Below are 15,446 nucleotides of genomic sequence, written 5' to 3'. Positions count from 1 at the left end.
ATGTTCCATTCTAATAAGCAAGTGATTGTTAAGGAGGTTATAAAGAGTCGAGAGAAATCTCGACTCTTTTCTATATTACTCAACTTTCATACCAATAAAATCAGTGCAAATCGTTGACTGTACTAAGTTCAGAGTCTATCTATTCAGACGACTAAATCATTTTTAAAACTTCAAAAAGAGTTCCAAAGTCGTTCCTATGATGGGCTGATTAGCCATACCACGATAGTGTTTGCTCGTTTTATTGTTCTGTGTGGCAAAATCGTTGTAATACCGATCATTGCACAATAGGAGGTCTGTTTTACGAATTATGTGATGAAGTAAATGAACTTGATTGGGCTATTGCATTACAACAGTTGATTGAGCTTCTTCAAGACGCACTAAAACAGACGAATAAGAAAATCAAAAAGTTAATTCAAAGTCAACTTGAGCAGTGGATCTCTGGCCTTCCTAGTTATATCAAGGCTAATTTGCTGATTTCACTCTGCGAAGGTTGAATTAAGACCCTTTAATTTTTTTATTTTAGATGAAAATATATCCCTTCCGTTCAATTTAAATATTTGTATCTTTATTGGTTTTAGATGATAATTTTATATGCTAGTGCCTCATCTATTTCAACAAGAAAAAAATATTTAGAAAGGATGGCGAGTAATGAACAAATTTACGATTTTACTTATTAGCCTTATTTTAATTTTGATAACAGGCTGCAGTTCAAATAATTTTGAGATCAAGCTAGTTACCCCCAAATCATTTACACCAGGCCAATCTACTCCCATTCAATTAAAAATTTTAGACCGTGATGGTAAACCTGTAAAGGGTGCTGAGGTTAGTGTGAAATTGGATATGCAAGGGATGAGTCATGGAGATATTTCAATGGAAATGCAGGAAACAGGGAATGGTGTGTATGTTGGACAAGCAAAATTTGAAATGGAAGGGGATTATACGGCTGCCATTAAAATAGATTACAACGGAGAAAAGTGGTTGGGAGAAAAAAGATTTTCGATTGTTTACAATCATGCACAATAGTGTTAAAAATAGGATTTTCATTTTATACATAGAAGGGGGGACGGAGCAGAAAGAACCGTTCCCCTGTTTCCATTTCACCTTTGGTCGAAAATTGAAATCGTTTCCATGGAATTTATTTGTTTACCCCTGAGCAAGGCTCAGGTTATAATAAAGTTTATTATTTAGGATGTCGAAATAATGCAATAAGGAAAAAATACTTCTTATATAGAAAGGCGATGGACATTGAATAAACCTAGTGGAAAAAAACGAATACAGCTTGCTATACTTCTTGGATCACTTGGACTATTAGGACCTTTTACAATCGATACGTATTTACCATCTTTTCCAATAATTGTAAAAGATTATCATACGACGGCTTCACTCGTACAAATTAGTTTAACTTCTTGTTTATTAGGCTTGGGGTTAGGACAATTGGTTATTGGTCCTTTAAGTGATGTGAAAGGCCGCCGACAACCCTTGCTTATCTTTATCACCTTGTATTTACTTGCTTCTATAACCTGTGCGTTGGCCCCGAATATCTATTTCCTTATCATCGCTCGATTAGTCCAGGGCTTTGCTGCAGCAGGCGGACTTGTAATCTCTAGAGCAATTGTTAGAGATTTATTCAGTGGAAGGGAACTGACCAAGTTCTTTACGATGATGGTGTTAGTGGGTAACCTTGGACCAATCGTTGCACCGATTGCTGGAGGGGGAATTCTTGCTTTTACCAATTGGCATGGTGTTTTTCTTGCGTTGGCTTGTATAGGTGCGGTGTTGCTCTTCACGGTTGCATTCAAATTAGAAGAAACTCTGCCAGAAGAAAACCGTGTTCCAAGCAATTTGCCACAGATTATGAAGAATTTTGGTTCTTTATTCAGAGATCGAACGTTCATGGGATACGCACTAACTTCAGGCTTTACTACAGCTGGAATCTTTGCCTATGTATCTGGGATTCCGTTTGTCTATCAAAATATTTACGGAGTCACACCGCAACAATTTAGTTTTTTATTTGGGACCAATGGATTAGCATTAATTATTGGGAGTCAGTTGGTCGGCCGATTGGCTGACATCGTTTCGGAGCGAACTTTCTTAAAGATAGGGTTAGTCATCTCTAGCATAGCGGGTGCAGTTTTACTAATTGCTCTGTTATTAAAAGCTCCGCTTTTCGCCGTCGCGATTCCGATCTTCTTTTTTATCTCTTCTATCAGTATGATTGGAACCACGTCTTTTGCTTTAGCCATTGAAACGCAAGGACATATTGCGGGCAGTGCCTCTGCCTTATTAGGTTTATTGCCATTTGTCCTTGGCTCATTAGCGGCTCCACTGGTGGGAATAGCAGGGGCGAATTCCGGCATTCCTATGGGCGTGATCATCTTTTGCTCAAGTCTTCTGGCTTTCTTTTCCTATTTTGTAATGGTACGAAAAGCAACGCTCGGGATACAAATTTCCAATGACCAGTGCTCAATAAAGAAACCCAGTATCTAAAAATATTAATTGAAAGGAGAACTCATTTCGTTAAGTAGCGAATGTGTTCTCCTTTATGAAAGGGTCGAGAACACTTGTGACTTCAGTCATGAGATGAATCGACCATTATTTTGTATCTTTTACCGAACGTATGTGCTATAATGTGATAAAGGGGGGATCTCTATGCTTGTCCATAAAGCCTACAAATTTAGGCTTTATCCAACGAAAGGCCAAGCCACGCTCATCAACAAAACCTTTGGCTGTACCCGTTTTGTCTTTAATTTCTTTCTTAAGAAACAAAATGAAAAAGATGACTATTGGTATATAGTCGAAGAGATGAAACAGAACGGTCAGCTCCCAATGAATCATTGGAAAGGTGATTTTCTTAATAAATTTGAAACGATTAAATCACTACCAGAATTAAAAAAGCATTATGAATTTTTGAAAGAAGTGGACAGCATCGCCTTACAAAAATCCGTGGAAAATTTAAGTGATGCCTATAATCGTTACTATCATAAGCAAACAAAGCTACCGCGATTCAAATCGAAAAAGAACAAGGTTCAATCCTACACGACAAAATATACGAATGGAAATATTAAAATATTAGATAATCAGATAAAACTACCTAAACTCGGGCTCGTTCGTTATGCAAAAAGCCGTGAGGTAGAAGGCAGGATTTTAAGTGCGACAGTTAGACGGAATCCATCTGGCAAATATTTTGTGTCCGTAACAGCAGAAACGGAGATAACCGCATTACCCAAAACTCTTTCGGCTGTTGGAATAGATGTCGGTATCAAAGACTTTGCAACCTTATCTGATGGAACAGTGTACTTCAATCCAAAATTCTTCCGTTCATTAGAAGAAAAGTTAGCGAAAGCACAACGCACAATGAGTAGACGGACGATTGGCGGATCGAATTGGAACAAAGCAAGAATCAAAGTGGCTCGTATCCATGAAAAGATAGCCAATGCAAGGAAAGATTATCTTGACAAAATTTCAACTGAAATTGTCAAAAACCACGACATTATCGGGATGGAAGATTTGTCGGTGAAAAATATGTTACAAAACCACCATTTAGCTAAAGCCATCAATGAAGCATCCTGGTCTCAATTTAGATGCATGATGGAATATAAAGCGAAATGGGGTGGAAAACAAGTCGTCCTCGTTGCCAAAAACTTTGCCAGCAGTCAACTATGCTCCTGTTGCGGAACAAAAAACAAAGACGTTAAAAACCTCGGACTCCGTGAATGGGATTGCCCTTCTTGTGGAACCCACCACCAAAGAGATATTAACGCAGGAAAAAATCTAAAGATTGAAGCGATACGACTTCTAACCGCAGGGACTGCGGGAATCGCCTAATCAATTAGAAGCCGATAGGTTTCTTTACTTAGGAATCTCGCGACTTTAGTCGTGAGAGGTTCAATTATCTACTACCAGATTTCATTGTGAAAATTGAGAGGATTGAAGCCATTCTACCAACCTATGATGCAGTTTGAGTGGTGAAGGGTAGGATTTTGAGGGGGATTGGCTTCGTCTTGTGAGTTTACTAATTAATGGTGATACTCAATACCTCTTATTAGTAGAGGATCGAGCGAAGACTATTTATAGACGAAAACGTTCTTATATTCAGGATACTGGCTTAAGCTTTCAAAGAGGGTCCAAGGTGATGTCGATTAATTACCGATATATACAACAAATTGTCATGTTTGCCTGGGATTTTTATCGTAAACATTCTATGTTTAAAAATAAAGTTGTAAATCGGGATCTCAAAGGAGAGATCATTGCCCCGCAAAGTACCAAAAGAAAAGGTCAGGAACCGGGTCTCGTGAAGGCAGACAATTTTTTTGAGAAATAGAAAGAAAAAAGGGGTTGAAAAAATTAATTATCGGTTTAATAGAGTCTTTAAAAATTTTAACGGGTTCTGATACCGGGTGCAAAAAAGTATATAACAATAAGTTTTTAGCGTGAATTCACATACGAATTCACGCTTTTATTTTTGTTGATAAATCAACGTTTTTCTCGATTTTTTCTAAGATTCTCATATGAATTCGCATAAAGTTTTTTTAGTGTGAAATACTTGTTGTACAGCGAGAACATATGTGCAAAATAGGTGTGAAATAGCCAGCGATTTGGAGAGTGAATATTGACATTCATTCAACCTAAAGGGAAAAACTAGAAAAAATCCATTTGGTATGTATCTGAACAGACTGGTATACTATTTTTATCATCTGAAACGAAAGAATGGAGATTTACGTGAAAAAACAGCGTAACATTATTTTATACATTGGTACTTCAATAGATGGCTATATTGCAAATGAGGATGGTACATTAGAGTGGTTAGAATCAACAGAAGTAGAGGGAGATTCTGGCTACCATTCACTCCTAGAAAGAATTGACACTGTTGTTATGGGAAAAGGAACTTATGATGTCATTCGTGGATTTGATATGAATTATCCTTATAGTGATTATAAAAATTATGTATTTTCTAAATCTGTTAGTGGATCAGATGAATATGCTTCATTTATTGATGAAGATGTCAAAACTTTCATTAATATTATAAAACAAAAGCCTGGTAAAGATATATGGTTTATTGGTGGAGGAAACTTAGCTCGTGAATTTTTTAAAGAAAATTTAATTGATGAATTCCAACTAGCCATTGCCCCTATTATTTTAGGGAAAGGAATCTCCCTTTATAACGGAGATGATATTACTTTACAATACACATTATCCAAAGTAGAAAAATTAGGTCAACTTGCAATGCTTCATTATATAAAAAAATAATTTTCATCATCTTTCCCTTTTTAGAAGGGGAAGATTTTTCCCTTTTCAACTACATTTTTTACTGAAAACCGTTCGGAAATGAATAGATGTTTATAATAGCTAAAGTAAGTAGCGAAAGTTATCGCTAAAATAAAAACGCTGTTGATGTCAAAATTAAAGGGTTCCGTTTTTGGGTGTTTACTTTATTAATGACATAGAAAATGACGTGTGAATTGTGAACTATAACCCGAATAATGGATACTTAATAAAAAGTGACCGTTATTCGGGTTTTTCTATGTCCTAAGTGAGATAACCCGTTTATAATAAAAGAATTATTGTGGACGGAGGATTTACATCATGAGTAAAAATTTATATACCCAATCGCAGATTGAAGAGCTAGAGAATAATCCTTACGTATTACGTGTCTCAGAACGTTCAATATCTTATCATCCAGACTTTAAGATTAAAGCTGTAATGGAATATGAAAGTGGAAAGCCACCCTCTCAGATTTTTATTGATCATGGTTTTAACCTATTGCTTATTGGTAGAGAACAGCCCAGAAAGATTATACATAGGTGGCGCAAAACCCTTACGAACCATGGTGAATTTGGACTCAAAATAGAACAGAGAGGTAAGGGAAGTATCGGACGACCATCTTCAAGTGAATTATCGGTTGAAGAAAAGCTCAAAAAGGCTGAAGCTAGAATAAAATTTTTAGAAGCGGAGAATGACTTTCTAAAAAAGCTAGAGGAACTAGAAAGGCAGGCGATAATCAAAAAGCGATTTTAACCCCATCCGAGAAATTTCAACTTATTCATCACACGATTCATAATCAACAGTTAAAGAACTCATTGAGTCTCTTATGTAAGTTAGCTGGGGTAAGTAGAAGTGGGTACTATGCTTGGCTTGAAGCTGCCTCTACTCGTTATCGTAAAGATGAACAAGATGAAATGGATATTAAACACATTAAGTTTATCTTCCAACAGAAAAAGGAAAAAGTAGGGGCATTACAAATCAAAATGATTTTAGAAAACGATTATTTTCTAATAATGAATCACAAGAAAATTAGAAGGCTTATGCGTAAATATGGGCTTATTACGATTGTTAGGAAAGCAAATCCATATAAAAAGATGATCAAAGCTACTCAAGAGCATAGAACATGCCCTAATCACTTAAATCGTGAATTCAACCAAGAAGAACCAAGAAAAGTTTTGTTAACGGATATTACTTATCTTTATTATTCTAATGGTCAAAAAGCCTATTTATCTTGTGTTAAAGATGGTAGTACCAATGAAATACTAGCCCATTATTTATCCACTTCTTTAGAAATGGATCTTGTTTATAAAACATTAGACAGACTGAAAGAAGCAATGGAGAATCAGTTCCATCCTGATGCAATAATACATTCAGACCAAGGGGTTCATTATACCAATCCAGTCTTTCAAGATAAGATAAAGAAACTAGGTATAACTCAATCAATGTCCCGTAAGGGAAATTGTTGGGATAACGCTCCAATGGAATCATTTTTTGGTCATTTTAAAGACGAAGTCGATTATAAAGAATGTAATAGTCTTGGTGAGTTAAAACAAATAGTAGATTCATATATAGAGGAGTACAATAATCATCGTTATCAGTGGGGATTAAAGAAGATGATCCCGGCACAATACGAGGGCACTGAAAAACTTACGTCTTTTAATAAATTTTGTCACTTCATAAAAAATAGGCACCTTCTTGTTGGATTTCCCTCCTAAGAAAGTGCCTATTTTCATTTACTACTACTATTATTTTTCTTTTAAAAGCGTAATTATCCGCTTCAAATTGACGGCAAATATCGTTGTTGCGCCTTGTATTTCCATACCAAATAGACCCGCAGATGATGCCGTATCATACCCGTGCCCATGTTTTAATTCACTATTTTTCGCTTCAATTTTGTAACGTGAACGTGCGAGTTCTTTAAACTCTTCACTGTTTTGGAATGTTTCCTGTTCCTTATGTTCTGTGGATTTAATTGAAACAGAATATGTTTTACTTTTCGCCCCTTCTTTATAACATCCTTCACGGAAAGGACATATTTTACATTTTTCAATATCAAAATAATAAACTTGTTGTTGGTTATTACTTTGATTTTTCTTGCCTATCCGTGCTTTTCTATTTGCCATGTGACCGGCTTTACACACATACATGCCGGCATCTTTATTGAATTCAAATTCATCTTCCTTTGCACGTTTACCTTGTGTGATTAGCGGGTTAAGTTTAGATACAAGCTGAAATTCTTCTTTTTTTGCGAATTGGATATTGTGTTTTTCAGAATAAGCTGTATCTCCAATGACTGTATCTATTACCATGCCTGATTCTTTACTTTTATTAACTAATTCTTTAAGGTACTTTCCATCACTTTTTTCCCCAGTTGTTACAACCGCAGCTGTAATAATCCGTTCATCATTCATCGCAATATGTGTTTTAAACCCAAAGAAAGAAGAATGAGCTGATTTATGTCCAATTCGTGCATCAGGGTCCGTTGAATAACTTAACTTTTCCTCAAAATCTTCAACTATTTCTTTTAAGACATTTAGTTTTTCCTTTACAACAGGTATTACCTCAATTTGCGGTTGAGATTCAACTACCTGGATAACTTCTAGACAGTAATCAATTTCGTCCTGCACTTCGTTAGAAGTGGGTTTCGATGGAAATTTTTCCTTAATTGACTCATCTATTTGATAAACTGCTTTGCGCAAAATTTTAGATTTCTCTTGTAAAAATTCTTTAGGTGATTTTTGATTATAACGTGCCTTTGTGTGAGTGGCATCCACGATTATTGTTTTACTTTTTATGATTTCTTTTTCTAAGGCAATTTCTACTGTCTTGGAGATAAGCGTATCTAATAAACTTACGTCTAAGAGACGGAGTTTACGAAATTTCGTCAATGGACTAGGATTAATAACCGGATCTTCTGGTGCCAAATCCAAAAAATATTTAAACGACATATCGTATTTCGAACGTTCTACTACATCTACATCAGATAAATCAAATATTGATTTTAATAGTAAATATTTAAACATCCGAATAGGTGGTACTGCATTACGACCGTTATCAAGACAATATTTATCTTTTAGTTCTTCTAAAATGAAAGAGAAATCAACAAGTTCATTAATTTGACGAAGCATATTATCCTTTGGAACAACAATATCGTAAATAGCCATAAATGGACTAAGACTAAGAGATTCTTGGTATGAAATCATTCTAGAAATCACCTACATGAATTAAATAACTTTAATTATAAAGTAAAAAGACAGAAAAAAGTTCCATTTTCAACGAACTTTATACTGCCTTTTTAAAATTTGGACTTTTTCAGTGCCCTCGCACAATACCGAGGTCATCTGTTAGCAGCATAGTCACTTTTAATAAACTGTCCATATTATGGGTTATAGTTCATTGGCACACGTCATTTTCTATATTTACCAAGGATTTTAAACCTTTTTTTATGGGTTTTGACATAACAATTGGCATCATTTTTTTAAAAAAATAAGGACAATAAGTATTGTACGATTAAAAATGAAGGACAAATTAAGAGTCATTATTAACGCCATTTGAGGTGTCGATATTTAGGAAAAGATGTTTTCCCTTATTCAACTAACTAGGCAGTTTTGTTGAAGAGTAGTGTTTAACTTGTGTTCAACAATCGGGCCATTTTCTTGAACAAAAGTTTTAAAGAAAATTTGCTATATATAGGTTCAATCTCTAAAGAAAGATCATTAATTCATAAGTCTGATAAAAATAAATAGGAAATATTTACCTTATAATCCATATTTTTAATCTGTAAACTAATACTTAGTTGATAAGATTATTTTTTAGGGAGAAAAAGAGAAAAAATGAATTTATCCCTCAAGGAATTATAAGAGCTGTTTCTGTTTATTTTATGCTCTACAATGCTTTTTGCATTTTCGCCACAGTCTAAGGACCCAAAAGCATCATCCCCCTAACACGTTTCATATTAACGGTTGGGGAGCGAAACGGGATTCATTCATTGGTTTACAGGCCGAAAATATATTGTGTCAAAGATTTATTTATGTTCGGTAAATTTAAAAAGACAAGACATTTAAATATTAGGTGTCTTTCTGATTTAATAATTTTTCGGAAAATTCAGTATTCATTTTATTTGGGATATATTACCATCATATACTTTTGATAGGTACCAACTAGTTGCTATTAGAAAAATAACACTTGTAAAGGAGTCGATTTAATGACATTATCTCAAGGATTTTGACAATATTTATTTGGATGGGAACCACTATATCGTATGCTTCGATCAATAAACCTCATAAGTTTTATAAGTATCCACCTTAGTAAATGCATGCAGCTTCTCTCAATATCGTTATATTTTTATAGGTTAAATTAATATTTTAATAGAGGAGATTTTCATTTTGAAAAATAAAATAAAAAGTATGCTGAGTATTTTATTGAGCTTTGCAATTGTTTTCGGCGGAATTGGGCAAACAGTGGTGGCTAAGGGTATTAATGATGCTAATCAATTACAACAAAAGAATTCTAGTGAGGAAAATGTAAAACAGTGGTTAAGTGAATATGAATTCTATGAGGATACCAGAGATGGATTAATCTATGAGAAGGTTGCAATAAATGAATTAAAGCGTTTCGTAACAGTCATAAAAGATTCTAATGCTAAGTTAGATTCTAATACACTAGATAATCTGATTGTGGAATTTGATAAGACCGGAGACTTTAAGAAAACAGATATGAATGAACTTGAAATGTTTGAACAATTGATTAACCAATATGAACAAGCAGTTCAAGAGGAGTATATAAAAGAGGTAGTTCTAAAAAGTGATCTGCTCTTGAATATCAAACATAAATTAACAATATATCTAGGGGGCTATGCATCAAATAACGATTTTAATAAACCAACTGAAGTATTACTTGCAGATATACTCTTTAATTTTTATTTATCGGATAAAATTGTCAATAAAAATGCTATCGGCATCTTAAAAGATATCTCTGATCAATCGGATCAAAATGGAAATAAAATAAAAGCTCATTTGGATAACGCTGTGAAAATGTCTGAAAAAGGTAATGAGTTTCTAGAAAAAGATCTAGGTATCCCTGCATCAAAGTCCTATCAAAATGCATATAAACAAGTGTTATTCGGACTTGAAAAAGCAGGCTATACATTTAACACAGAATTCTTTGAATCTACCTCTGACACGGACGGTGACACGATAACAGATGGAATAGAATTCCAAGAGGGAATGAATCCATTTAAAATGGATACAGATGGGGATGGTTTAAAGGACAATATTGAATATGAGATTAATTCATCTATTTCCCCAACAAAATATGATACAGATCATAATGGCATAAGTGACGCAGATGAAGATAGCGATGGAGACGGCCTGAATAATAAAGACGAGCAGGTTTATCAAACAGCTTTAATGAAGAAAGATTCCGACCAAGATAGCTTAACTGACGGTTTTGAAGTACAACAGTTTGATTCATTACCTAATAAGGATGATACAGATAGCGATGGATTAAGTGATGGAGATGAATTTGCTTTAAAGACAAATCCGAATACTGCAGACAGTGATAATGACGAGATCACGGATTCACAAGAACACCATAAACAATCTATTAGTCAATCATTGAATCAGCCTGATCAATCAGAAATTACTAGTGTAGAAGTTAGTTTTAGTGCAACGGATAATATAAATAAAACGACTAGAATTACAGCAAACAAAGGCAATATTAAAACAGCTAATTTATACGGTCTGATTGGTTTTCCGGTAGGGATCAATACTCAATCAGAATTTGATAAAGCAAGCCTTAAGTTTACTTATGATGAAGCACAGCTTGGAGACACATCGGAACATGATTTAGGCATCATTTGGTATAATGAAGATGAGGAAATGTTTGAAAGCCTTAACGCTGTGTTAGATACTAGTAAGAATACAATAAGTGTGGAAACTACTCAGCATAGTGAATTTATGATTGTTGATAAGAAAAAATGGCTGGAGCTTTGGAGTAAGGAAACTGACTCCTCAAAGAAGCTTGGGGTAAAAAGCGATGGTTCAGGTGGCGAAGAGATAGATTCAGATGGGGATGGCTTATACGATACCTATGAAACGGAAGGAATGAAAACACCATACGGTATAATCTACACTAATCCTGATATGAAAGATAGTGACGAAGATGGATTAACCGATGGGCAAGAAATGGGTCCATTCAGAACATTCACGTTTGAGATTTTTGGAATTACGATTCATTTTGAAGGTTTCTTTCCAACCAGTTTACCAGACCAAAAAGATAGTGATGGAGATGGAATTTTTGATAATGAGGATTCAAAACCGTTGTACGCTAATTTATCCAATTTAGTCATTTTTCAATCAGATCGACCAGAAGGTTATGATGAAAATGGAAATGTAGCGAATGATATGACAACAAATGATTATACAGGAGATGAAATGACTGACATTAGCTGGATGTTCCATCTTCAATTACTAGAATCATATTTCCCAGGTATTCTCTTTGATGAGTTCGAGACAATGTCCACAAGCTTATTTTCTACGGGAGAAATGGAAGATGTTGTTTTAGATATGATTGATCATTTTGAGGAGGGAACTGGTACAGCGTATAGTAATCAGACTTTAACTAAAAAAGCGAGTGAGCATGAGACAACAAAAGACTATGTTGAATTTGTCAAAAATGCTTTAGTTGATGAGCTAAAGAAAAATGGAGGAAATTTGGGAGCACTTCGGTTTGATGAAAGTACAAAAGCAACTAATACATTTTATCAAAATATGCAGGATAATGCTTCTTACCCGACGTTTAGCAGCTGGAGTGATAGAATAGGCGGACTTACCATTACAGTAAATGATACGTGGGGGAATACGATATCCGTAAAAGATTTTTCAGTAGAGAACAATCACTTTGAAGGTGTCATGCATGTTCGTTTATATGATCATTTTGGGCTAGATCAGCCAGATGTGGAGAAAATGTATGTCAACTTAGCAGGATTTCGTTCTTGGTTTGTCTTACAGCATTATGAAGATTATGATGGGGAATATAAACCCTTTGTTACTTTAATGGAAATGGATATCCCATTCGAGGGGGAATTGAGCAATTAAAGTTAATTTAAAAATTCTAGTTTTGATTATTAGTATATTCTTCATTCCATTATACTTAATTGGATGTACAAAGAATGAGGAATCAAGCGGGGAAACAAAGATTTTCGAAATTGCCAATACAGAACAAATCGTTGGTAAAAAGGATGAAGAAGTGGTAACTCTTAGAAAGCATTACATGATTCTGAATCCACCAAAAGATTTAAAAGATTTGAAAGAATTAGTTAAAAAACACAGTAAGAATCATCCAGTTGAAGGTGAAATGAAAGTAATAGAAGGAAAAAATAGGATTTTTTATATGTCCTTCTATAGGGAAAGTGACGATTTGCCAAGAGACTGGCAGCCTGATGACAGTTACATGAATACGGATCGGATGGAACATCATAAACATGATCTCATTGCATCGATCATTTGGTCAGATGCTGAACCACAAAAAGAATACAATGTTTATGATAAAAGTAAGGAAGGAAAGGTAATTAAGAGGATGCGTTTTATTGAGGATCAGCTTGTTGAGTGATACACTATCCATACACTAAAAAATAATGAAATGGAAATTGTTAGAAACTACAACAGGAACACTACATGATAGACTAGGGATCACTATGAATATTTTCCATAGTTGCCCTCATTACTCGAATCGTTTCCATACTCTATTAAAACTTTAATATTCCATAATACCAGCTAATATAATTTTTTCTTCGTTCCGTTAAAGGGCGCTTTTCTTGAATAAGAAGGCGTCTTTTTGTATTGTACTGGATTCTGGAACAACACTTATTAGGGATTGGAGTTATATTAAGGTGTAGAAGAGATTGTGAAGGATTACACTTAAACTATCGGGTGCAAGAGTGAAATAAAGCAATGCTATTGTGAGATGCGTTGCTTATTTATTTCTAAAAAAACTTCCTATATAATTCCTGCCTGATGCTTCCGCTTAACTGGGCATATATCCGGGTGGTTTCACTTTTTTCATGACCTAATAGGCTTTGAATAACATCTAGAGGTGCTCCATTATTCAATAAGTGGGTTGCATAGCTGTGTCTTAGTTGGTGCGGATGAATGTCTTTGTTAATTCTGGCGCGGTTTGAAATCCGCTTAATAATGTATCGCATCTGGGCAATGCTCATTCGATGGGGATCCCGTTCCGTGACAAAAATAGCAGTGTCCCTGTCTTCACGATTATCTAGGTATCGTTTTAACCAAATTTCGCAGCGGATATTGAAATAGACTTCCCGTTCCTTATCGCCTTTACCTCTGATAATAGCGGATCGGTTCAACCAATTAATTCTGCCTCTATCTAAGGTAACAACTTCTCCAATTCGGCATCCAGTGGAGAACATGAATTCAAACAATGCCTTTTCCATTGGGGAACAACAGGCTTCCCGTAAATGTTCAATTTCCATTTCGGTCAAAAATTTAGGAATTCGTTCCCCGGTTTTAGGTTCTTTTATTTTAGCTGCTGGGTTTTTGGGAATATGCCCTTCTTCATGAGACCATCGAAACAATGATTTCATAAAACGAATTCGATGAGCCAAACTTGAAGGCTTAAGGCTTTCACTTGATTTTGCTAAATAAGCTTTTAATTGATCCGTAGTGATCGTCTCAAGTTGAACATCATTAAAAAAGCGTATAAGTAAGCCGGACTGTAGTTTATATGCTTTTAATGTTTGCGGTGAAAAGCCTTCAATACGTTTATCAGATTCATACGTTTCCCATGCTTGAGATAATAACAAGTTCATCTCTCCCCAAAAAATTCTTTTTTTCAGGAATTATTGACCTGTTTCACGAAATTGAAACAGTGGTTCTTATTAAGCTAAACCAGCTAATAGTTTGTCAAGATTTTTCAATAAAAAATGAAATTGGGTCATGTTATAATAAAAATAAGCATGCCAAATAACCTTCCATCATGCTATAACTGGAAGGTTTTGTTGTATTTAGTTAATATTATTAACTAAGCTAGATCTTGGAAAGGTGATTCGCTTTTCAAAATGGCATAGATCCATTGTAGAAGCTTGTTAGCACATGCAATGACTGCTACCTTATAGGGCTTTCCTTCTCCACGTTTCTTATCATAGAATTCGCGTAGTCTTTTGTTACGCGGGATGATCGTCTCTGTCGTTTTCTTTTTACGACAATCCCTAATCCCACAGCGAACAGCCATATACAGGGCGTGTCTTAGTCGGCTGGAGCCCCTTTTGCTAATATGGTTTTCTGTTCCTTTAAACCGTCCAGATTCATATACACTTGGGTCAATTCCAGCGAAAGCTACCAGTTTCTTAGGGTGATTAAACCGATCAATTTCCCCAATTTCAGAAATAATCGTGGCAGCGATTTTTTCACCGATACCTGGGATTGATTGGATAATCTTATATTCTTTCATTTCCTTTGCCAAAGCATCTATCTCTTTTTCTAACCTGGATAGATGCTTTTGGTATTCCAAAAGCATTTGAATATACATTTTTAGTGAGAGAACATGGCTCTGATAAAGGGTTCTCTCGAATGGATTTCGGACCGCTGCGGCGATTAATTTCAAAGTCTGCTCTTGTGCCCACTTTTTAGAACGGCTCTTACATAGTTCATGGACTTTATAAGCCACGGCTTCTTCTCCAGAAGTTAAAACATCCTCGGAAGAGGGATATTCTAGTAAAACAAGCAGGGAAACCACAGAATATAAATCACCAAAAACCCCGCAATATTCAGGGAATACCTGGTCTAGAACAGCTTGGAATTGCAATTTTGTCTGGACGTAAATGCCTGTTATATTCTCATGCTGCCTTGTGAGGTTACGAAGGTTCAATAATTGAATTCCTCGTTTTTTATATGGTTCTAAATCCTCTTTATAATACAGCTCGCAGAGATGATAGGCATCAATGACATCTGTTTTGACCTTGCGTAAACTGGAACTTTTCGCCCGATAAGAGATAAGAGGATTGACGATAATTAATAAGTAACCCTTTTCCTCAAAATATTGTACAACGGGGATATGATAATGCCCTGTTGATTCCAAAACGAGGGGAGGCTTTACTCCTGTTTTCATTTCTATTTCTCTTACAAAATAGTGAAGGGACTGCAGTCCTTCCATGGTATGTGCCA

Annotated in this window: 10 protein-coding genes and 2 pseudogenes; 9 read left to right on the top strand and 3 right to left on the bottom strand. The window is 35.2% G+C overall.

Going from position 1 to position 15,446, the window contains the following annotated elements:
- Positions 1–144: 144 nt before the first annotated feature.
- The 7 genes and pseudogenes from KW850_RS33165 to KW850_RS05735 form a co-directional block, all read left to right on the top strand.
- A pseudogene (locus tag KW850_RS33165) lies at positions 145–494 on the top strand (IS4 family transposase); the annotation flags it as partial.
- Positions 495–648: 154 nt separating this feature from the next.
- Positions 649–1,023 carry a FixH family protein gene (locus KW850_RS05760; RefSeq protein WP_218346631.1) on the top strand — a complete coding sequence of 125 codons (375 nt, stop codon included), beginning with the start codon at positions 649–651 and terminating at the stop codon, positions 1,021–1,023.
- Positions 1,024–1,245: 222 nt separating this feature from the next.
- A complete protein-coding gene (locus tag KW850_RS05755) occupies positions 1,246–2,487 on the top strand; it encodes a Bcr/CflA family multidrug efflux MFS transporter (protein ID WP_218346630.1) in 1,242 nt (413 codons plus the stop codon).
- A 162-nt stretch (positions 2,488–2,649) separates the two neighbouring features.
- Positions 2,650–3,825 carry an IS200/IS605 family element RNA-guided endonuclease TnpB gene (gene tnpB, locus KW850_RS05750; protein ID WP_218346629.1) on the top strand — a complete coding sequence of 392 codons (1,176 nt, stop codon included), beginning with the start codon at positions 2,650–2,652 and terminating at the stop codon, positions 3,823–3,825.
- Positions 3,826–4,003: 178 nt separating this feature from the next.
- Positions 4,004–4,321 carry a hypothetical protein gene (locus KW850_RS05745; RefSeq protein WP_218346628.1) on the top strand — a complete coding sequence of 106 codons (318 nt, stop codon included), beginning with the start codon at positions 4,004–4,006 and terminating at the stop codon, positions 4,319–4,321.
- A 398-nt stretch (positions 4,322–4,719) separates the two neighbouring features.
- The gene (locus KW850_RS05740; protein ID WP_218346627.1) at positions 4,720–5,247 is read left to right on the top strand and encodes a dihydrofolate reductase family protein; all 528 of its coding nucleotides are present in this window, start codon (positions 4,720–4,722) and stop codon (positions 5,245–5,247) included.
- 336 nt (positions 5,248–5,583) lie between these two features.
- Positions 5,584–6,893, top strand: a pseudogene (locus tag KW850_RS05735) (IS3 family transposase); the annotation flags it as partial.
- Between the two features lie 114 nt (positions 6,894–7,007).
- Here the strand turns inward: KW850_RS05735 and KW850_RS05730 are convergent.
- Positions 7,008–8,465, bottom strand: a complete 1,458-nt coding sequence (locus KW850_RS05730) for an IS1182 family transposase (protein ID WP_218346626.1) — start codon at positions 8,463–8,465, stop codon at positions 7,008–7,010.
- 1,182 nt (positions 8,466–9,647) lie between these two features.
- Between KW850_RS05730 and KW850_RS05725 the strand changes: the two genes are divergently transcribed.
- The gene (locus tag KW850_RS05725; protein WP_218346625.1) at positions 9,648–12,359 is read left to right on the top strand and encodes a DUF3289 family protein; all 2,712 of its coding nucleotides are present in this window, start codon (positions 9,648–9,650) and stop codon (positions 12,357–12,359) included.
- 22 nt (positions 12,360–12,381) lie between these two features.
- Positions 12,382–12,873 carry a hypothetical protein gene (locus KW850_RS05720; protein ID WP_218346624.1) on the top strand — a complete coding sequence of 164 codons (492 nt, stop codon included), beginning with the start codon at positions 12,382–12,384 and terminating at the stop codon, positions 12,871–12,873.
- Between the two features lie 373 nt (positions 12,874–13,246).
- On the opposite strand, the gene KW850_RS05715 is transcribed toward KW850_RS05720, so the two are convergent.
- Both KW850_RS05715 and KW850_RS05710 read right to left on the bottom strand, forming a co-directional pair.
- Positions 13,247–14,086 carry a tyrosine-type recombinase/integrase gene (locus KW850_RS05715; RefSeq protein WP_218346623.1) on the bottom strand — a complete coding sequence of 280 codons (840 nt, stop codon included), beginning with the start codon at positions 14,084–14,086 and terminating at the stop codon, positions 13,247–13,249.
- A gap of 218 nt (positions 14,087–14,304) precedes the next feature.
- The coding region (locus KW850_RS05710; RefSeq protein WP_218346622.1) for an IS110 family RNA-guided transposase at positions 14,305–15,446 on the bottom strand (1,142 nt) is incomplete at its 5' end.

The sequence above is a fragment of the Bacillus sp. sid0103 genome, from assembly GCF_019219025.1.
Note: the sequence above shows the minus strand (reverse complement) of the source record. Positions and strands in the feature narration are given on the sequence as shown.